Origin of the sequence: Nostoc sp. NOS(2021) (assembly GCF_017115025.1) — a bacterium.
In the GTDB taxonomy this organism is placed as follows: domain Bacteria; phylum Cyanobacteriota; class Cyanobacteriia; order Cyanobacteriales; family Nostocaceae; genus Nostoc.
In genome coordinates this window covers 1-18,027 of record NZ_JABXKM010000051.1, presented here as the reverse complement: position 1 = coordinate 18,027, position 18,027 = coordinate 1, and the positions used below count along the sequence as shown (strand labels likewise).

General features: G+C 42.3%; 21 protein-coding genes. 10 read left to right on the top strand and 11 right to left on the bottom strand.

All coding sequences use genetic code 11. From position 1 onward, the window contains the following. Positions 1 to 185 (top strand): hypothetical protein (locus HWQ41_RS05845; RefSeq protein ID WP_292760631.1); only part of this gene is annotated, 185 nt, incomplete at its 5' end. A 50-nt stretch (positions 186 to 235) separates the two neighbouring features. Here HWQ41_RS05845 and HWQ41_RS05840 read toward each other — a convergent pair. Continuing rightward, positions 236 to 661 carry a hypothetical protein gene (locus HWQ41_RS05840; RefSeq protein ID WP_292760630.1) on the bottom strand — a complete coding sequence of 142 codons (426 nt, stop codon included), beginning with the start codon at positions 659 to 661 and terminating at the stop codon, positions 236 to 238. A gap of 45 nt (positions 662 to 706) precedes the next feature. After that, complete coding sequence (cobU, locus tag HWQ41_RS05835; RefSeq protein ID WP_292760628.1) at positions 707 to 1,282, bottom strand: bifunctional adenosylcobinamide kinase/adenosylcobinamide-phosphate guanylyltransferase; 576 nt, start codon at positions 1,280 to 1,282, stop codon at positions 707 to 709. Positions 1,283 to 1,498: 216 nt separating this feature from the next. On the opposite strand from cobU, the gene HWQ41_RS05830 reads away from it, so the two are divergent. The 5 genes from HWQ41_RS05830 (at position 1,499) to HWQ41_RS05810 (ending at position 5,665) form a co-directional block, all read left to right on the top strand. Further along, positions 1,499 to 2,326: a hypothetical protein gene (locus tag HWQ41_RS05830; RefSeq protein ID WP_292760626.1), complete on the top strand. Its 828-nt coding sequence runs from the start codon at positions 1,499 to 1,501 to the stop codon at positions 2,324 to 2,326. 138 nt (positions 2,327 to 2,464) lie between these two features. Continuing rightward, the gene (locus tag HWQ41_RS05825) at positions 2,465 to 3,394 is read left to right on the top strand and encodes a glycosyltransferase family 2 protein (RefSeq protein ID WP_292760624.1); all 930 of its coding nucleotides are present in this window, start codon (positions 2,465 to 2,467) and stop codon (positions 3,392 to 3,394) included. A gap of 23 nt (positions 3,395 to 3,417) precedes the next feature. Beyond that, complete coding sequence (locus tag HWQ41_RS05820) at positions 3,418 to 4,374, top strand: glycosyltransferase family 2 protein (RefSeq protein ID WP_292760622.1); 957 nt, start codon at positions 3,418 to 3,420, stop codon at positions 4,372 to 4,374. A 146-nt stretch (positions 4,375 to 4,520) separates the two neighbouring features. Continuing rightward, positions 4,521 to 5,102 (top strand): hormogonium polysaccharide biosynthesis acetyltransferase HpsU, encoded by a 582-nt coding sequence (gene hpsU, locus HWQ41_RS05815; RefSeq protein WP_292760621.1) that lies wholly within the window; start codon positions 4,521 to 4,523, stop codon positions 5,100 to 5,102. Between the two features lie 74 nt (positions 5,103 to 5,176). Continuing rightward, positions 5,177 to 5,665 (top strand): hypothetical protein, encoded by a 489-nt coding sequence (locus HWQ41_RS05810; RefSeq protein WP_292760620.1) that lies wholly within the window; start codon positions 5,177 to 5,179, stop codon positions 5,663 to 5,665. Positions 5,666 to 5,708: 43 nt separating this feature from the next. Here HWQ41_RS05810 and HWQ41_RS05805 read toward each other — a convergent pair whose 3' ends face one another. After that, positions 5,709 to 6,107, bottom strand: coding sequence for a nuclear transport factor 2 family protein (locus tag HWQ41_RS05805; RefSeq protein ID WP_292760619.1), 399 nt, complete (start codon positions 6,105 to 6,107; stop codon positions 5,709 to 5,711). 165 nt (positions 6,108 to 6,272) lie between these two features. On the opposite strand from HWQ41_RS05805, the gene HWQ41_RS05800 reads away from it, so the two are divergent. Next, positions 6,273 to 6,725 (top strand): RidA family protein, encoded by a 453-nt coding sequence (locus HWQ41_RS05800; RefSeq protein ID WP_292760618.1) that lies wholly within the window; start codon positions 6,273 to 6,275, stop codon positions 6,723 to 6,725. Here the strand turns inward: HWQ41_RS05800 and HWQ41_RS05795 are convergent. Next, complete coding sequence (locus tag HWQ41_RS05795) at positions 6,722 to 7,729, bottom strand: zinc-binding dehydrogenase (RefSeq protein WP_292760616.1); 1,008 nt, start codon at positions 7,727 to 7,729, stop codon at positions 6,722 to 6,724. The genes HWQ41_RS05800 and HWQ41_RS05795 overlap by 4 nt on opposite strands. 197 nt (positions 7,730 to 7,926) lie before the next feature. After that, positions 7,927 to 8,721, bottom strand: a complete 795-nt coding sequence (locus HWQ41_RS05790; protein ID WP_292760615.1) for an aspartyl/asparaginyl beta-hydroxylase domain-containing protein — start codon at positions 8,719 to 8,721, stop codon at positions 7,927 to 7,929. 117 nt (positions 8,722 to 8,838) lie between these two features. On the opposite strand from HWQ41_RS05790, the gene HWQ41_RS05785 reads away from it, so the two are divergent. Continuing rightward, the gene (locus tag HWQ41_RS05785) at positions 8,839 to 10,308 is read left to right on the top strand and encodes an amidohydrolase family protein (protein ID WP_292760613.1); all 1,470 of its coding nucleotides are present in this window, start codon (positions 8,839 to 8,841) and stop codon (positions 10,306 to 10,308) included. A 4-nt stretch (positions 10,309 to 10,312) separates the two neighbouring features. Here the strand turns inward: HWQ41_RS05785 and HWQ41_RS05780 are convergent, their stop codons facing one another. The 4 genes from HWQ41_RS05780 to HWQ41_RS05765 all read right to left on the bottom strand — a co-directional run bounded on the left by HWQ41_RS05780 (position 10,313) and on the right by HWQ41_RS05765 (position 13,849). Beyond that, positions 10,313 to 11,137: an alpha/beta hydrolase gene (locus HWQ41_RS05780; RefSeq protein ID WP_292760612.1), complete on the bottom strand. Its 825-nt coding sequence runs from the start codon at positions 11,135 to 11,137 to the stop codon at positions 10,313 to 10,315. Positions 11,138 to 11,192: 55 nt separating this feature from the next. Beyond that, complete coding sequence (locus tag HWQ41_RS05775; RefSeq protein ID WP_292760609.1) at positions 11,193 to 11,492, bottom strand: protealysin inhibitor emfourin; 300 nt, start codon at positions 11,490 to 11,492, stop codon at positions 11,193 to 11,195. A gap of 166 nt (positions 11,493 to 11,658) precedes the next feature. Beyond that, complete coding sequence (locus HWQ41_RS05770; protein ID WP_292760608.1) at positions 11,659 to 12,738, bottom strand: M4 family metallopeptidase; 1,080 nt, start codon at positions 12,736 to 12,738, stop codon at positions 11,659 to 11,661. A gap of 394 nt (positions 12,739 to 13,132) precedes the next feature. Next, positions 13,133 to 13,849: a trans-aconitate 2-methyltransferase gene (locus tag HWQ41_RS05765; RefSeq protein WP_292760607.1), complete on the bottom strand. Its 717-nt coding sequence runs from the start codon at positions 13,847 to 13,849 to the stop codon at positions 13,133 to 13,135. A gap of 239 nt (positions 13,850 to 14,088) precedes the next feature. Here HWQ41_RS05765 and HWQ41_RS05760 point away from each other — a divergent pair, with 239 nt between their 5' ends. Then, positions 14,089 to 14,271, top strand: coding sequence for a hypothetical protein (locus HWQ41_RS05760; protein WP_292760605.1), 183 nt, complete (start codon positions 14,089 to 14,091; stop codon positions 14,269 to 14,271). 99 nt (positions 14,272 to 14,370) lie between these two features. Here HWQ41_RS05760 and HWQ41_RS05755 read toward each other — a convergent pair whose 3' ends face one another. Then, complete coding sequence (locus HWQ41_RS05755; protein ID WP_292760604.1) at positions 14,371 to 14,529, bottom strand: hypothetical protein; 159 nt, start codon at positions 14,527 to 14,529, stop codon at positions 14,371 to 14,373. 415 nt (positions 14,530 to 14,944) lie between these two features. Further along, positions 14,945 to 17,215: a bifunctional (p)ppGpp synthetase/guanosine-3',5'-bis(diphosphate) 3'-pyrophosphohydrolase gene (locus tag HWQ41_RS05750; protein ID WP_292760602.1), complete on the bottom strand. Its 2,271-nt coding sequence runs from the start codon at positions 17,213 to 17,215 to the stop codon at positions 14,945 to 14,947. 284 nt (positions 17,216 to 17,499) lie between these two features. On the opposite strand from HWQ41_RS05750, the gene patD reads away from it, so the two are divergent. Continuing rightward, positions 17,500 to 17,853, top strand: coding sequence for a heterocyst frequency control protein PatD (gene patD, locus HWQ41_RS05745; RefSeq protein ID WP_292760600.1), 354 nt, complete (start codon positions 17,500 to 17,502; stop codon positions 17,851 to 17,853). Positions 17,854 to 18,027: the final 174 nt, after the last annotated feature.

Here is an 18,027-nt window from a genome sequence, read left to right as displayed (position 1 = left end):
GGGGCTGGGGGTGGGGTGCAATGACTATGGGAATCACAACTAATTACCCGGACATGATATTAAAGGGGTTTGGGCTTAAGTTGACACGCATGAGCAATGTTCCCTACGAGTGGTCTGTATTCCATGCAGCGAGACTTATTAGAAATTCCCCTGAGTTGGCAAGAACCCTATATTTATTAGTGTGATTTTGCTAATAAAACTTGTCCAACGCCAAATTCCTAAGCACCAAAGTGAACTAAGAGATTTCCAAATTATCTACAAGCCGATCGCGAATTGTTTTGAGTTGGTCTTGAGTCTTAATTGGCTCTCGCGGTGCTGGCAATTCGGTATTAGGCCAGTTAGGTAAATCATTGCAGGGACATAACAACGCCGCTATCCCGACGTTTCGCTTGGCTACTGGCATACTGCAACGGCCACAAGGCTGCATATCCCATGCTGGTGTCAACAGTTCAGCAATGGTTTCATGTGTACCCTCTAGGTAACAATCACCCGATTCTGGTGAGATAATTTTCTGCCAGCATTCTTCAAATTCTTCACTATAGCGATCGCCATTTAGCACCGATAGGGGCAAAATGCTTGCCTTACCGTTGCCCGTAATCACTTTCTTACCCAACTGGAACCAGTAGGCAAGGTATCCTCTAACTTCTTGTTTGGTTGCCATAATACAATTTTAGATTTTAGATTTTAGATTAATTTGAATCAAGAGTTAAGAATCTTGACTCCTAAATGTTCCAGCATCCTCTCTATTTGGTAATGGCAAACCAAGAACGCTGAGATTAAGAACATGACCACCAGTAACTAAATAAACAGTTTCACTGAGTACACCTAGCTGGCGCACTAAAGAACCCAGGCGATCGCGGAACGTCCTCCCCAGAGGATAAGCTGGTACTACACCCCAACCCACCTCTTCTGCTACAAACAGCATATCAGCAGCAACCAGATCCACCGTCTCTAACAACTCTGCAAGGATGTTTTCCCAACTAGATTCGTCCTGTTCCAGAAGATTAGCAACCCAAGTTCCTAAAGAATCAACTAAAAGGCAGGTATAGGGTTTGGCATCGGCGAGGGTAGCAGACAGTTCCACAGGTACAGATAAAGTTACCCAGTCTTGGGGACGACGTTTTTGGTGTTCTAAAATGCGTTGATGCCATTCTTGATCATCTGGGTTATCGGTGGCTGTTGCTACGTAAACAACTACTTTTCCTGACTGCATGGCCAGAGTTTCCGCCCATTCACTTTTACCAGATCGTGCTGGCCCTGTTACTAAAATGATTTTACCCAAAGTTGTTTCCTGAGTATTTTAACAATATGTCTACGGTTGCAATTTGTCACCGGAGTTTTTTACTTCATCGGTGAGATTTTTGGTTTCAAATAACTTTTAAGAGATAAAATTAGCACCAGCATCATTAATGCTCCAACTGGCAAAAGCCAAAAATCCCAACAACCCCATTCTTAATTATTTAATACCACTGGGGACAGCAAACTTTAGGATGTCTTTATGAACGCAGGCTTAAAACGCATAGAAGCAACTCTACACGATTTAGGGAATCGCGGCACTGCCTCTGCTGCTGAAACAGTTGATTCGACGACAAAACGGCCTTTCTCTTTTAGAATCAGCGTCGGAGCCAACGAACCCACAGAAAGTACACAAACTCCATCCTCTGAGGATGGGGAACTAAAGACACAACCACAAACAGTTGACTTGGGCGGAGATACTGAGAGTGATTATCCTCACGAACAAAATTTCTTTCCTCACCATGACTCCGTGCAGACCTTTCAAGCAGAAGAGAATGGTAGCAAAACACCCAGCCTACCCAAGTTGAAAACTCCGAGCTTTAGTAGCCATCGCCACGGAGCCAATCCAGCATTGGCGATGAATCTATTGCAAGAAATTCAGGAAACTGTCGCCGGTTGGCAAACAGAATTACAAAATATTTTGAAGCAAATTCAGGATATTTACTTAGAAGGCCCAATTGTTAATGGCTGGTTAGAATCCAATCCCCAGGAACCAGAACCGGGAGGAACCGCAACACTGCGCCATGCAGAAGTTGACCGCCTAATGAACTACGTAGAAGAAATTTGCGCCACTGGTGGGAAAGTATCTTTTCAATCATCTATTACTGGCTACCGCCTCTGTGGTGTAGACGATACTGGTAAAGTCTGGTCGCGCCCATGTCCATCAGATCAGGTTCCCAATGTTAGCATGGCGATCGCTCGTTACCAAAAGTTACGTCAACTGTTAGGGCGCAAGCAATCTTTAGAAACCCGTCTGAGTCAACTGGCCCAAACTCTTGTAGTTTTACACAGTCATATTCAACAAACGTGAAGTTTTAAAGATTATTTCCGAAGAAACTCGGTTGGTGGGTCAGTAACTTTTGGTTTAGATTAGCTCTCAGCAGTTGTGCGTTGGATTTTAGATTTTAATCTCAAATCCCAAATCTCAAATCCAAAATTAAATCTATCTATGCCAGACACCCAAATCTCTGCCATTATCTGTACCCACAATCGAGATACCTATTTAGGGGCTGCAATTGATAGCCTTTTAGCGCAGGATTTTGCTGCTGACTTTGAAATTGTGGTAGTTGATAATGGGTCTAGCGATCGCACCCGTGAGGTTGTAGAAGAAAGGGCCCACAATCCGCGCCTGAAGTATGTCTTTGAACCCACCATTGGTTTATCTGTCGCCCGCAACACGGGTGCAAAAGTAGCTAGTAGTGATATTCTGGCTTATCTGGATGACGATGCCGTTGCCTGCGATCGCTGGCTACAAGTTTTATATTTTGCTTACAATAATTCTAAACTAGCGATCGCAGGTGGCAAAGTTACTCTCATCTGGCCCCCAGGAATCCAAGAACCACGGTGGCTATCTCCAGGGCTAGCTGCAAATCTAGGTGCATACGACTTGGGTGACAGTACCATCTACATCGAGCAACCTGGCTCAACACCTAGAGGCTTAAATTACTCCATCCGCCGCAGTTTCCTAGAAGAAATTGGCGGTTTTGATACTCATCTCGGTCGAGTGGGGAAAAATTTATTATCTAATGAAGAACTGCAAATGACCGAATTTGCCCTACAGCGTGGTTGGCAAGTCGCTTATCTTCCCGAAGCACTAGTTGCTCACAATGTTGCCCCAGAGCGCCTCCAACGCTCCTGGTTTTTAAACCGAGGCTGGTGGCAGGGTATCAGTGAATGCTATCGAGAACAACTCGCTGGTAAAGCTGGTATCGCTCAATTGCAGCGAGGTAGCGAACGGTTTGTGCGCGGCTTGTATAAGGCATTGCAATATTTTTCTGATCCAGCAGAACGGTTTGACAAACTTGTTTATGCTTACGGTCAGATTGGTTACTTAAATGCTGCTATTCAGGGTCTTTTATCCACATCAAATAAGAAATAACCAATAACATAATTTATAGTCATATGTCATCTAAAATACCAGTTTCAGTACTAATTCCGGCCAAAAACGAACAAGTAAATTTGCCTGCCTGCCTCGCTAGCCTTAGCAGAGCAGATGAAATATTTGTAGTAGATTCTCAAAGTAGCGACAACAGCATTGAAATTGCTAAAAGTCACGGTGTAAATGTCGTGCAATTCGACTTCAATGGACGCTGGCCTAAAAAGAAAAATTGGTCTTTAGATAATCTACCTTTTCGCAACCAATGGGTGCTAATTGTAGATTGCGATGAGCGCATCACTCCCGAACTTTGGGAAGAAATTGACCAAGCAATTCAAAACGATGAATATACAGGTTATTACCTCAACCGCCGCGTATTTTTCTTAGGAAAATGGATTCGTTATGGTGGTAAATATCCCGATTGGAATCTACGTTTATTTCAACATAAAAAAGGTCGCTACGAAAATTTAAATACAGAAGACATTCCCAATACTGGTGATAACGAAGTTCACGAACATGTGATTTTGCAGGGGAAAGTTGGGTATCTCAAAAATGATATGCTCCACGAAGACTTCCGCGACCTTTATCACTGGTTAGAACGACACAACCGCTATTCCAACTGGGAAGCCAGTGTTTATTTTAATATTCTCACAGGTAAAGATGATAGCGGTACTATTGGCGCTAATCTATTTGGTGATGCGGTGCAACGCAAACGCTTTTTGAAAAAAGTGTGGGTACACCTGCCATTTAAACCCATTTTGCGGTTTGTTTTGTTTTATATCATTCAACGCGGTTTTTTAGATGGCAAAGCAGGATATATCTATGCACGTTTGTTGAGTCAATATGAATATCAAATTGGCGTTAAACTTTACGAATTACGTAACTGTGGTGGTCACTTAAATACTGCAACAACCCCGAAGGAAGAAAATGGGGAGCAGGGGAGTAGGGGAGCAAAGGGAAAGCTATTGACTATTGACTCCTAACTCTGCCAATTTTAGATTTTGAATTTTGGATTTTGGATTGAAGGAAAAATTTAAAATCTAAAATTGTTCGACTGAGCATCTCCGCACTGAGCTTGTCGAAGTGTCACGCTGAAGTCTAAAATCTAAAATCTAAAATCTAAAATTGAATGACAAATGACCAACCTTTCGTAGATTTACGCAAATATGACCAATCTTGGTTTGACCGGGGGCGTCCAAGTTGGTATGTTTTATTATGGTGGTTTATACAAGCGATCGCCTTTCCCCTCACTCCTCAACCGTTAAATATTCTGCGTTGTGCTTTGCTACGACTATTTGGCGCTCGTATCGGCAAAGGCGTATTAATTCGACCCACTGCCCGCTTCACTTACCCTTGGAAAGTTACTATTGGCAACTACAGTTGGATTGGAGATAACGTAGTTTTATACAGCCTTGATCAAATCCACATCGGTGAACACTGCGTAATTTCTCAAAAAAGTTACCTGTGTACTGGTAGTCATCATCTCCAAGACCCTGCCTTTGGGTTGAAAACAGCGAGTATTACCATTGACAATGGTGCATGGGTGGCGGCAGATTGTTTTGTTGGTCCGGGAGTGCAAATCGGGGCTAATGCCGTGATTGGCGCTCGTAGTAGTGTTTTTACTAATATGCCCTCTGGGCAGGTTTGTTGGGGAAGCCCTTGTCGTCCTAAAACGGTTCGGATAAAACTTGATCCCCCCACAAACCCATGATTTTATAAATGATTAAAATCCTTCGTAAGAGCAGTGGTAATATGTTTTCATGGCTGCTCTAATCCTTGCTATTAATGAACAAACTATTGGATGAAACGCTGTCAATCAAAATTGCTGAACTTATAAACAGCAGGGCTAGCACTCCGTTTGATAATGCTTACAAAGCAGCATTGTCCACCGAGGGAGCAAGATATATTCAGGGATTTTTAGCTTTTCCTGGGAAGCCATACAGACCAGTTGAACACAGTTGGATTGAGGTAGACGATACCTTAGAGAATGACTCACTTGTACGCATTATCGATCCCACATTGCCGCACCTGAACAAAAATCCCCAAGAACTCTGGTATTTTGCAGCACAAAGGCTGACCATTAAAAAACTGAAAGCCATCATTGAAGAATCGAAAGAAGATTATCCAGAAGATGATCCATTACCAATCTATGGTGATCCACCTTATGAATATTATGGTGATGTAATGTTAGGTGGTCAAGACTATTTAGCAGCATATCAAGCCGCAGAGGCTAAGTGCAAAGAAATCAACGAACTCAACCCTGAGAGAAACTAATAAAAATGAATTAAATAATTCGTAATTCGGAATTACGAATTATTTAATAGGATTTCCCATCGCTGCCAAAGTATTCCCTATAGCCACAAATTTTGTCTCCACGCACATCAAAGGAAACTGCTACCCGATTTTTGTAAAGCTGTCCGAACAAAAGTCCCTCATCCCGAAACTCAAAGACAGCCGTTGTTTCATTGCTAGTAATACGGTCTAAACCAGTCAGGTTCAAACCAGGACTAAAGGATTCAAAAACGTACTCAAAAAATTCTCTAGCTCGCTCTTTTCCGACATTCAAACCGTGGAATTTTCCCATTGGAAACCAAAAGGTAAAATCTTCTGTTAGCATATCTAACAATGCTTCCCACTCTCCTGTTGCCATACCATACGTAAGATTCTCAAACGCCTGCCGAGCAACTTTTAAAGTATTTTCTGAATCTTGTGTCATTATGGCTCCCCTTTAATATCCAACTTTTAGACAATTTTGCTTTTTAGGTTGTAAAATTACTACCATTAGTAAGTTTTGCTAATTCATTTTGCCAAAATTACACATAATTTAATTAATCGTAAAAGTATTTGTGTTGTTGAAAGTGCCAAATTCAGGAGATGCATAATGTCCTATCGTGAAGTCATTATTCCAAAAGGGATGGAAATTCTTTTTGAAAAGTTTCATTATTGTCCTGGTATTAAAGTTGGGAATACCTTATATATTTCAGGACAAGTAGGCAGAGATGAGAATTTGCAAGTTGTTAAGGGAATAGAAGCCCAGTTTGTTCAGGCTTTTGAGAATGTTAATCAGGTGCTAGAAGCAGGAGGAGCTACATTCGATAATGTAGTTGAGATGATTACATACCATGTCACTGGAGCCGGACTAGGTGAATTTCAAACAGAAGCTATTGCTTCTGGTCAATCACCTGATATCATTCCATTTTTGCCAATTTTTATGCAGGTAAAAGACCGCTATTTCACCAATAACTTTCCTACCTGGACTGGTCTGGGGGTAGTCGGACTATCGACCCCAGGACTAATCGTTGAGATTAAGTGTACGGCAATTGTTGACAGCTAAAACCTGACAACTACTTTACCGCAATTTTTACCACTAAGTAGATATTCAACAGCAGCCGGAATTGATTCTATGCTGTTAAACTGGGTTGGGTCAACTGCAACTTTGAGTTTCCGAGAGTAGAACAGGTAAAAGATGCGATCGCGTGCCTCTGGTATATATTCTTGATAATGAGGCATGAGAAAGCCTCTCACAGAAGCTGCTTTCCAAAATAACTGTTGATAAATGCGTGGCTGTGTAATTTGTTCTACATTATTTACGTATTCGGAGATAAAACCAACTACTACTAACCGTCCCCGCACTGCCAAGTTTTCAACGCAGGTATCAAATACGGCTTTACCTACACACTCAAAAATTAAATTAATCCCATTGGGGTATTCTTGCTTGAGGACTTGATTGAGATTTTCTGTGCGATAGTTGATAATGCGATCGCACCCTAATTCTCTCAATAACTTTGCCTTCGCCTCAGAACTACAAGTACCAATGACATGATTACCAGCTAACTTTGCCAATTGCACCGCAATATGACCAGTTCCCCCTGCTGCTGCTGTCACTAAAACCACTTCATTACTTTTCATCTCTCCCACTTGTTCCAGTGCCACCAAAGCTGATACACCTGTAGGCATTAGTGTTAGCAACTCTGGTGTTGCTTCTGGCACCTTCATCGCTAAGTTTGCATCAATAACCTGATATTCTCGATAGCCACCACCCCGCCAAGTTGTTACTACAGCATCACCTATTTGAAAATCTTTGACATTTTCACCCATAGCGACAACTTTTCCCACAGCTTCCACACCTAAATCAAAGGGAGGAATTAAGTTAATATATGGAACATCACCACGACAAAGTAAGGTGTCAAAGCCACCATTAACCCCAGCAAATTTGTTTTGAATTAAAAGTTGACTATCAGCAGGTTGGGAAATAGGAACTTCGACAACTTCAACAGCAAATTTAAAATCTGGATTCAGTTGTTTTGCTATTAACTTTCTGTAGGTTGTTGCGTTCATATCTAAATCTTAAGTTTACCTTACTCCTCAATTATTAGTTTTAACGTAGATGTAGCGGTTTTCGATTGGGTGAGGTACAGTTTTGACCTCTCTCCAAACCTCTCTCATAAAAAGAGAGAGGCTTTGAATTTTTCCCCCTTCCCGCGTCGCTAAGGGGGTTAGGGGGTTAGGTCTGTATTCCATGCAATTGAGAACCGTTATAAGGCTTTATCCCACTCTAATTGATGAGCTAAACCATACTTAATAAAATCTTCTACTTTAGCTTTATCGCTTTTCCCAAAAACACCTAAGCTGTAAGGATTATCTTGCATACGTTGTGTGACTTGCTCTTTTTCAAATCGGATAACTTCCTCTCTAGGTTTATCTGGTTTAAAAAAGTCTACAACTAATACAGTTCTGTCATAATTGGTGTAATTATGCGGGCAGTGTGGATAGCTGTGATCTAAAACCAGAAATTTCCCTTCATGCCAATAAAGCTGCTCATGGCATATTTTCATAGCCACATCCCCTTCTGGCACAATCAATCCTAAATAGCCACGATTCATATGAGGGTTATAGTTCACATGTAGCTTGATATCTAAGCCGGGATGGAATGTACCATAATACACATTTCTGATGATCTCATCATTGATAAAGTTCACATTTTTTATCACCTTAGCCAAATTTGGAAAATATTTCTCTCTTAATGCAAGTGCTTTTTGTGATGCATCATCTGACCCATAATCAGGATATTGTATTTGATGCGCCTGAATATATTTTTCAATAAACATACCTTGAAATAAAATACCAAAAGCACTGTATTTTGCATCACCCTTGGTTTTAATCGTTTGACTTTTAGGCCCCAAAATATCAGAAGTTAACTTTAACTCGTCATCAGATGCATCCTTAATAAAGCATGTAAACTCATCTCTAATCACTTGCCAGCTATCTTCAAAACTTTTGAGAAAAGTAAATTCCTTTGGGTCTATATGATACTCATTAAAACTTTCCATTGTCTTTTCTCCTAAAGATAATTGAATAAAAAATCGTTACATGGTGATAGGATTTGGTCTGCGTCCCGGTATGATGTTGGAATTCCCGACTAAACTCATTTTAGTGTGAGGTCTACTGTGTCTGAAACTCCCCTATTAGATCAAATTATCAAAAATGTGCGGGTAGTTCGTCCCCATCAGGATGCAATCGAACTACTTGATTTAGGAATTAAGGATGGAAAATTTGCTCAGATTGCCCCTAATATTAGCCCAGACACAGGCAAAGAGGTATTTGATGGCAAAAACTTGCTGGGCTTTCCTGGGGTCGTGGATGCCCATATGCACATCGGTATCTATCAACCCCTCGACAAAGATGCTGTGACTGAAAGTAAAGCAGCCGCAATGGGAGGCGTGACTACCAGCTTAAATTACATCCGTACAGGGCAGTATTATCTTAACAAAGGCGGCTCCTACCGCGATTTTTTTCCAGAGGTGTTAGCTTTATCGGCAGGTAATTTTTTTGTAGATTATAGCTATCACATCGCACCGATAGCTAGCCAGCATATCGACGAAATACCTTTATTGTTTGAGGAACACGGTATATCTTCGTTTAAAATCTTCATGTTTTATGGCGGCTATGGGTTGCATGGTTTGTCAGACCAGCAAAACCTCTTTTTAATGATTAATAAAGAGGAACGGTACGACTTCGCCCATTTTGAATTTATTATGCGTGGTCTAACACGTTTAATAGAAAAACATCCAGAAGCGCGAGATACTATCAGCTTGAGTTTGCACTGTGAAGTTGCAGAAATTCTCAACGCTTATACCAAAATAGTTGAAAACGATTCTAGTCTTAGCGGATTACACGCCTATAGTGCAGCGCGTCCACCTCATTCCGAAGGGTTAGCAATTTGCATTGCTTCTTATTTGGCACATGAGACTAACTGTGCAAATATCAATTTGTTGCACCTGAGTTCGCGTAAAGCAATGGAAGCAGCTTTGACTATGCAAACTGCTTTTCCTCATATTAACTTTCGGCGAGAAGTTACTGTCGGACATTTGCTATTAGATGTCGATACTCCCAATACAATTTGGGCAAAAGTTAACCCTCCTATTCGTCCCCGTGCCGATGTGGAATACTTATGGCAAGCAGTACTCAACAATCAAGTAGATTGGATAGTTAGCGACCACGCTTGCTGTTCTGCTGAACAAAAAAGAAGTGCTAAAGACCCGAATAATATTTGGTTAGCAAAGTCTGGTTTTGGCGGTACAGAATATTTACTTTCTGGTGTATTTAGTGAAGGTAGCAAGCGGGGAATGTCTTACAACCATATCGCTAAGTTGCTATCTTGGAACCCATCGCGGCGCTTTGGTTTGTTAGAAAAAGGCGATATTGCCATTGGCTATGATGCTGATTTGGTGTTGGTAGACCCCAATGAAAGCTTTGTGGTACGTGCTGCTGAGTCAGAGTCACAACAAGGTTATACACCTTTTGAAGGAGTGGAGTTAACTGGGCGGGTAAAAAGTACCTTTTTGCGGGGAAATTTGATTTACGATAACGGACAGGTTTTGGGTTCACCTATTGGGCGCTATTTAAAAAGAGCATAGAGTTTTAAACATTTCTATTGTCCAGAAACTCTATAACTACCTTTGATATTTCTTCAGGCATTTGGTTCATCATGCAGATGCTTCCATCTGGCAACTCTACAACCTTAGCGTGGGGAATTGCTTGTGATAAGAAATATCTGTCTTTTGCCAGTGCTAAACCTAATTTTTGGAATTCTTCCACATCGTCAATTCCCCAGACGATCAGTGTGGGACACTTAATTAAAGTAAACCTTTGGGCGGCATCTATACAGTAATTTCCTACTGCCCAAACTGCATACAAAGGATAGCCAAAGCATTTCAAATCATCTAAAACCCAACGATGATTCAAATCAGCAGAACCCACATATCTGGAACGGGCTAACCATCTTTCCATCAGGTGTGAACCATCTTCTTGAATCACGAAACCTTCCTGAAATCGCTTCATTAAATCTGCTTTTCCAGCTTCACCAAAACCAGCAACGTTACACAAAATTAAATTATTGACCCGTTCAGGATAAGCTGCGGCTACTTCTCCAGCAACAAAAGCGCCCGTGTGGTTCCCCAGAATGTTTGTTTGTTCAATACCCAACTCATCTAACAGGGCAATAACAGTTTTAGCGTAGTCCGCCACTGAATACAATCTTGGCGGTTTATCAGACTCACCAAAACCTATGAAATCCATCGCTATCACGCGGTACTTTTTTACCAAAATGGACATTAATTCCCGATATTCGTCACTACTGCGGGGGTTCATATGCAGTAGTAATAAAGGCTCTCCTTCACCGCCTATCCGATAAAGAATCTGTCCATCTTCAGTGTCTAAAAAAGCTCGCTTGATTGGTTTATTCATAGTACCCTGATAAATTTAGAATTTATATCAGCCTTTATTTGACTTCTTCAGCAAATTACCTTTTTTGCGCTATGTTCTGTAACCATTCAATTAGGGGTCTTAAGGTTCCTGGCAATGCTGCCTCGCTGACAGTCACTGTATGCTGCTTACCGTTATCTTCTACTGTCAACTTATACTGAAAGCGATCGCTCTGGGGATTTGGCGAGGTAATTAGTTCAGGTAGCCTAAATAAATCAGCAACTTCCACCAGTCGGGGAAGTGTGGCAGCTTCATTTGGCGGCAGACTATCTGTATCAACGGTTGTCTTCTTGCTGATCCCGGCAAAGCCGCCCGTGCGTTCAAATGATACCCGCATTTTTTTGCTCTCCGTTGTGTTATTTAGTTGGGATAAATACAAAGATTGGGAGATGATAGTTCTCACCTCCCAGTTTAGTAACAACAAACAACAGATTTATCTGTCCTGAGTGCTGAGTATTGACTATTTACTCCTAACTCCTGTACAGACGCGATTAATCGCGTCTCTAAATAACTCCAACCTTTTGCCAAGCGTTCTGCACAGCTTTCTGCTCATTACTGTCATTACCGTAGAGTTCCCCAGCAATTTGAATGGTGACGCTGGCAGCTTTTTTAAAATCTGCTTTGGCACGTAAGCGATCGCGTAAAGCTATATACCAGATTTTGCCAGCTTTCTCCCAGGCATAACCACCAATCTCAACAGCCGCCAGATAAAAGGCATAGTTAGGGATTCCTGAGTTGATATGCACCCCACCGTTATCATCAACACCCGTATATTTATCTTTCACATGGGCTGGTTGGGGATCTTTACCTAATACTGGATCATCGTATGCTGTTCCTGGTACTTTCATGGAGCGGAGAGCAACACCTTTAACAGTCGGTACCAAAAGACCTTCACCAATCAGCCAGTCTGCTTCTTGTGCAGTCTGATTTTTGACCTTTTGTTTCACTAACGAACCGAAGACATCAGAAAACGACTCATTTAGTGCCCCAGGTTCGCCATAATACTGTAAACCCGCTTGGTACTGGGTTACACCATGAGTTAGCTCATGCCCAATCACATCAATTGACTTTGTGAAGCGTTGAAACAGTTCTCCGTCGCCATCACCATAAACCATTTGGTCGCCGTTCCAAAAGGCGTTATCGTATTTAACGCCATAATGCACGGTGGAGTCTAAACGCAGTCCTTTGTCGTCAACAGAATTGCGATCGAATATCTCATGAAACAAGTCATAAGTAGCACCAGCAGCATCGTAGGCTTCATTAACTGCTACATCACTGCTGGCAGGGCCTCCCTCACTACGCACCAGCGTACCAGGGAGTTGCTGTCCATTTTTGGCATCGTAAATGGTGCGGCGCTTCTCACCAGGAGAAGGCGCAAACGAGATATTACCTACGACGTTTCTCCGTCCCAGAAATTGTGCCGAAATATTTAATGTATGAAAAGCCCAAGTACGCTGCTGGGCACTGCCATTCACCACGACATTTTTTAGCATGTGGGGCGGGATAATACAACAAATTGGGCATCTAGAGTAAAGTGGATGCTCATGCTTAAACCCGGCTGATTTCTTTTTATTTCGAGCCATCCAAGATATTCTCCTTTTGAAACTAAGTGATGGCAAACAAAAGAGCAGAAAAACGAATCAAAATCGCGTGTCCCTGGTTTGTTTTCTGAAAAAAATTTTCTACTCTGTATCTTCGGATAGGTCTGTGGAGGATGGATAGTACCCTCATGGGGTACTTTTGATGTGGAAATATTGCCTAAAAACACCAGGAGAGCTTAGATACCGCAAGTTTCAGCCAAAATCCTTGGGTGAATCAGCAAGAACCTCCTTCACAGACCTAACGGGTTTATATATTAGTTCTTATCAAGGGAAATAATGTTATTTATTGCTGTTTTGTTACTATCAAGCTGTTAATCCTATAAATAGCGATTAGAGACGGGCGAATCCAAATCTAGGCATCCAAAACCTAAAATTTTCACAGCCAGCCACCAAACACCGCCAGACCATAATATTTCCAAGGTACTGCAACTGTCTGAAATCCAGCTTTGCTCAACATTTGTAAATGAGCATCTAAGCTAGCTAGCTGGTCTTGACTGGAGTAACCTTGGGTGCTACTTGCGCCACGTTTAGCGCGAATCTCTGTCAAACTAATTCCCTGTTGAACTGCCCATTCCTCTCGTGCCGCCTTGTAAACTTCTGCTAAAGCTGGTGATTCTGGTAAAGTAGGATCTGCATTCCAAAAACAGCCTTCTTGAGTCAGGCTAGCAGCAATTCGCTCAAATAACTTCAATTTCATCTCATCTTGGAGATGGTGAATTGCCAAGGATGAGACACAAGCATCAAATTCGCTACCAATATCCAAGCTCTCTGGATTATTTGCCCAGTCGCCAAAATCTGCTTGTATACCAGTCCAGCGTTGTTGATATCCAGCTGCTGTGATTTTCTCTTGGGCAAATTGCAGCATTCGAGGTGAGTAATCTAGGGCAATTACTTGGGCATGTGGACACTGATTGAGTATCTTGAGACTAAGTTCGCTTGTACCACAACCTAATTCTAAAATGCGACGACTTGTAGAAGGCAGACAACGGGTAATTACTTCCAGCATTTCATCGTATCGCGGTAACAGTTGGCGAATACCAGTGTCAAAATCAGCAGTGTTGGCGAATACCTCGCCAGGAAATACATTTTGCATGGGGATTCTAATTAATATACACACTAATCAATATTAATCATCCATTATTACCGAGGTACATACTACATCAGTAGGAGGAACTTTTAGTATTAAAAAATCGGAGCTAAAATATGTCTTGTGTCTCGTTTCCAGTCTCCGACTGGGAATGCCTAATGGGGGGCTGCCGCCTCTTAACTTGCGGCAGAGCCGCAATGAGGTGCATTTCCAGCCAGAGGCTGAAAACGAGGTTTTGAAAGTTTATGAACAAAGTTAATTCTGAGCAGCCTGAGATCACAGATAACGATATGCTTCCAGAATACGATTTTACAGATGGTGTTCGTGGGAAACATTACCAAGCTTATCGGCGTGGACATACTGTTACCATTGATCAAGCTGATGGCACAACTGTTGTACAGCACTTTACCTTGAAGATGGGGCAGTGATGCTTGATCCCGATGTACGAGAGTATTTTCCTAATGGAGAAGCTGTCAATCAGGCTTTACGCACATTGATTAGTCTGTTCCCGAAAAATCATGAATCGATTACACCTGAATCTGTTGAATAATCTGTATTGTTTCCACGCTGACGGTGCAGACTCTTTGTAGTAAATCTATTACCTGTTCTTTGTAATCTGCAAAGCGATATGTATTGAACTTTTCAGCAATTGTCGGGTCTTTAGGTTTCTTTACGTGAACCGCCATATTGGATAATTCTTTCTACTTCTGTGTGATATTGACTAACCAGAAGTTTGGACATACTTTATCAAACTTTTATAAATTTAAAGTATGTCCAAACTAGCTGCTACATCATCTATAGAACCTCAGAATATCTCAGGACTTACGCAAACAATAGCCGAAACCCTTATTTTTAGGTAGGGGCAATTCATGAATTGCCCCTACAGTGTGTGCTTTTGCGTAAGTCCTATATCTAACGAATAAAAATCAAAGTTGTTTTGGGATGTCCGTAAAAACTAAGAGACGCGATTAATCGCGTCTCTGCAAAAGATATCTATATAACAATACGTTTGGTGTTAGTAAGATTTTGCCCCGGAAGATCCCCCAACCCCCCTTAAAAAGGCTTGCTCTAATTCTTCCCTCACCCTACCAACTAAGACACCTACTCGTCAATTTGACCAACGCGGCGGATATTCAAAATGTCGCTCATTTTCTTAATTTGGACGAACACTTGCTCTAATTGAGAGCGATCGCGTATATCTATTCCTAAGTCCATCAATGCAGGTTGACCAATAGAGGTTTTCACCTGAGCATGGCGGACATTGATCCCTTGGTCACTCAACCGTGACAAAATATCCTTTAGCACCCCTACGCGGTCAAGGGCTTCAATTTGAATATCCACTGGATACGTGTGCGGACGACCACTATTTTCGGCGGTTGGGTTCCACCTAACTGGTACTAAACGCTCATACTCCACACTCTCCAGATTATGGCAGCCTTGGCGATGAATCGAAATCCCCCTACCTCGCGTCACCACACCAATAATTGGTTCGCCAGGAATCGGGGTACAACACCCAGCTAAATAATACACCAAACCTTCCACCCCAACAATTGGCGAATCTGTGGAGCGGGAGGTAGTTGCAGGTGCATCTCGCAAAGCTTTTGATGTGGTTGGTTCTTTGGGGACAAATGGCGGCACAGTGGAAACTGGTTGTTGTCCTTTCGCCACTTCTCGCCAGCGATTTAGTACTAGGTTCAATGTAACTTCACCGTAACCCAAACCAGCGAGTAAATCTTCCACGCTATGGTAATTACACTTTTGGGCGACAGTCTCCATTGCATCCGACTTCAGCAAACTATCAAAACCAGTTTTACCAAGTTCCTTTTCTAACAATTCCCGTCCACGAGCGACATTTTCTTCCCGGCGCGATCGCTTGTACCATTGTTTTATCCGATACTTCGCCGCCGAAGTCCTGACGAAGTTCAACCAATCCAAACTCGGATGGCAGTTCTTTTGATTGATAACTTCTACAATATCGCCATTTTGCAGCCGCGTTGACAGTGGCACCATTCGCCCATTTACCCGCGCCCCTGCACAGTGGTTCCCCACTTCCGTATGAATGCGATAAGCAAAATCTACAGTGCTAGAACCGGGACTTAAAGGAACAACATCCCCCTTTGGGGTGAAGACATAGACATCATCTTCAAATAGATTATCTTTGACGCTATCAAGATATTCTTGGGCATCCTTGAGATCAGTTTGCCATTCCAGAAGTTGCCGCAGCCAAGTAAACTTGTCATCTGTGGCTGTCAAATGACTAATGCTAGAACCTCCTGTTTCTTTGTACTTCCAATGAGCGGCAATCCCATACTCGGCGATATGATGCATTTCGATTGTGCGAATTTGCACCTCTAAAGGACGACCAGTTAAGCCAATCACCCCAGTATGCAACGACTGGTAACGGTTAGGCTTTGGCAGTCCAATGTAGTCCTTAAATCTCCCAGGAATTGGGCGAAAAGCATCATGAACCACCGCCAACGCCCGATAGCATTCCTCATTGGTTTGGACAATAATCCGCAGTGCTGCCAAATCGTAAATTTCATGAAATTCCTTTTGCTGTCGGTGCATTTTTTGGTAAATGCCATAAAGGTGCTTGGGACGACCGCTGATATCCTGAAAGTGGATTCCGGCTTGCTGCAAACGTTCCCGCAAAATGTCTGTAGATTTGGCTAATTTCTCTTCTCGCGCCGTCCGTTTTTCGGAAACATGCTCCTGCATTTGGCGGAAAGCTTCTGGTTCCAAATACTTAAAAGCCAAATCTTCCAGTTCCCATTTAATTCGCCAAATCCCCAAGCGATTGGCTAAGGGCGCAAAGATATCTCGCGTTTCTTGGGCGCTGCGGCGGCGGCTGGCCTCTGACATGTATTGTAAAGTTCGCATATTATGCAAACGGTCTGCCAATTTCACCACAATTACTCGAATATCTTGCGCCATTGCCAAAAACATCCGTCGGAAGTTTTCGGCTTGGCTTTCGGTTTTGCTGGTGAAATTGATTTTAGAAAGCTTGGTGACACCTTCGACCAATTGCCGCACTTCTGGGCCAAAGCGCTGTTCTATGTCTTCACTTGTAATTTCTGTATCTTCAACGACATCATGAAGAAATCCAGCTGCTATCATAGCAGCACTACCTCCCAAGTCACGTAGCAAGTCAGCCACAGCAATGGGATGAGCAATATATGGTTCTCCCGATTTGCGGTATTGACCTTGATGCAGTTGGTAAGCAAATTCAAATGCTCGACCAATTAAGACTGCATCATTATGCCTTCGGTCATCTTCCGTTGCGCCGCTACTTGTGGATGACTCCTTCAAACATTTTTTTAACCATTCTGGAATGGCAAGATCAACTGATGAATTTATCGCTATGCTGCTCATACAATTGGGTTTAGAGTGGATCGGTAGATAAGTGAAAGATAAATAAAACTAGCAGCATCGCCGTGAAAAGATGCTGTTGCTCGAAAAAACAGTGTTAGGATGATTCTGCAATTGCCGATGTAGTCATCCAGTTTTAGTTTCAAGGATCATAAATTTCAAAATCCATTGATGGCAAACAAAGCCTCAAATCACGACTTGAGGCTTTTAGTGCTGATAAACGCTTAAGTAAAGTTTATTGTAGAAGAAAAATTACTTGACATTAATACTATCTTAACTAGCACTGGATGTCTTTAAACCGTGAGAAATATCTGACACTCGTAACCTTACTAGAGCAATTACGCTCCGATGCCACAACTACCCAAATTCTTGCACCCGAACTGCGGCGGCGTGTAGCCTCGTTGCAGCAATTTTTCGGACAACAGATTGTGCCTTTGGCTGATGAAAACTGGCGAGTGCAGTCTTATCAAACGGAGATGAGCAAGCAATTGCGCCTGTTGGAAATAGATGTGATGTTTTTGCAAGGAGCGCGGCAACCATCTACTGTACAAACGAGACTTCAGACGATTAGCGATCGCTTGACAACCCTCATTCAATACTGTGATGCTATTCTGCAACCAGAAGCGGAAGGAGAAAAATAACAATTGTTTACCTTTTTCTCTAATTTCTCCATCATCTCATTTACGACCGTTCATGAAAAGTTATTTTGGCAACAAGTTTCAAATGGGCATTGGGCATTGGGCATTGGGCATGGGGCATTGGGCATTGGGCATTGGGCATTGGGCATTAATTAATTAGTTATTTTTTCTTCCCCT

Excerpts from the sequence above, each read along its gene's own strand:
- HWQ41_RS05825 (WP_292760624.1), top strand. The coding sequence starts at position 2,465 with ATGCCAGACACCCAAATCTCTGCCATTATCTGTACCCACAATCGAGAT.
- HWQ41_RS05770 (WP_292760608.1), bottom strand. The coding sequence starts at position 12,738 with ATGGCTCGAAATAAAAAGAAATCAGCCGGGTTTAAGCATGAGCATCCA.
- HWQ41_RS05805 (WP_292760619.1), bottom strand. The coding sequence starts at position 6,107 with ATGACACAAGATTCAGAAAATACTTTAAAAGTTGCTCGGCAGGCGTTT.
- HWQ41_RS05780 (WP_292760612.1), bottom strand. The coding sequence starts at position 11,137 with ATGAATAAACCAATCAAGCGAGCTTTTTTAGACACTGAAGATGGACAG.
- HWQ41_RS05795 (WP_292760616.1), bottom strand. The coding sequence starts at position 7,729 with ATGAACGCAACAACCTACAGAAAGTTAATAGCAAAACAACTGAATCCA.
- HWQ41_RS05840 (WP_292760630.1), bottom strand. The coding sequence starts at position 661 with ATGGCAACCAAACAAGAAGTTAGAGGATACCTTGCCTACTGGTTCCAG.
- HWQ41_RS05810 (WP_292760620.1), top strand. The coding sequence starts at position 5,177 with ATGAACAAACTATTGGATGAAACGCTGTCAATCAAAATTGCTGAACTT.
- HWQ41_RS05750 (WP_292760602.1), bottom strand. The coding sequence starts at position 17,215 with ATGAGCAGCATAGCGATAAATTCATCAGTTGATCTTGCCATTCCAGAA.
- HWQ41_RS05820 (WP_292760622.1), top strand. The coding sequence starts at position 3,418 with ATGTCATCTAAAATACCAGTTTCAGTACTAATTCCGGCCAAAAACGAA.
- HWQ41_RS05800 (WP_292760618.1), top strand. The coding sequence starts at position 6,273 with ATGTCCTATCGTGAAGTCATTATTCCAAAAGGGATGGAAATTCTTTTT.
- HWQ41_RS05765 (WP_292760607.1), bottom strand. The coding sequence starts at position 13,849 with ATGCAAAATGTATTTCCTGGCGAGGTATTCGCCAACACTGCTGATTTT.
- HWQ41_RS05755 (WP_292760604.1), bottom strand. The coding sequence starts at position 14,529 with ATGGCGGTTCACGTAAAGAAACCTAAAGACCCGACAATTGCTGAAAAG.
- hpsU (WP_292760621.1), top strand. The coding sequence starts at position 4,521 with ATGACAAATGACCAACCTTTCGTAGATTTACGCAAATATGACCAATCT.
- HWQ41_RS05775 (WP_292760609.1), bottom strand. The coding sequence starts at position 11,492 with ATGCGGGTATCATTTGAACGCACGGGCGGCTTTGCCGGGATCAGCAAG.
- HWQ41_RS05830 (WP_292760626.1), top strand. The coding sequence starts at position 1,499 with ATGAACGCAGGCTTAAAACGCATAGAAGCAACTCTACACGATTTAGGG.
- HWQ41_RS05790 (WP_292760615.1), bottom strand. The coding sequence starts at position 8,721 with ATGGAAAGTTTTAATGAGTATCATATAGACCCAAAGGAATTTACTTTT.
- HWQ41_RS05760 (WP_292760605.1), top strand. The coding sequence starts at position 14,089 with ATGAACAAAGTTAATTCTGAGCAGCCTGAGATCACAGATAACGATATG.
- patD (WP_292760600.1), top strand. The coding sequence starts at position 17,500 with ATGTCTTTAAACCGTGAGAAATATCTGACACTCGTAACCTTACTAGAG.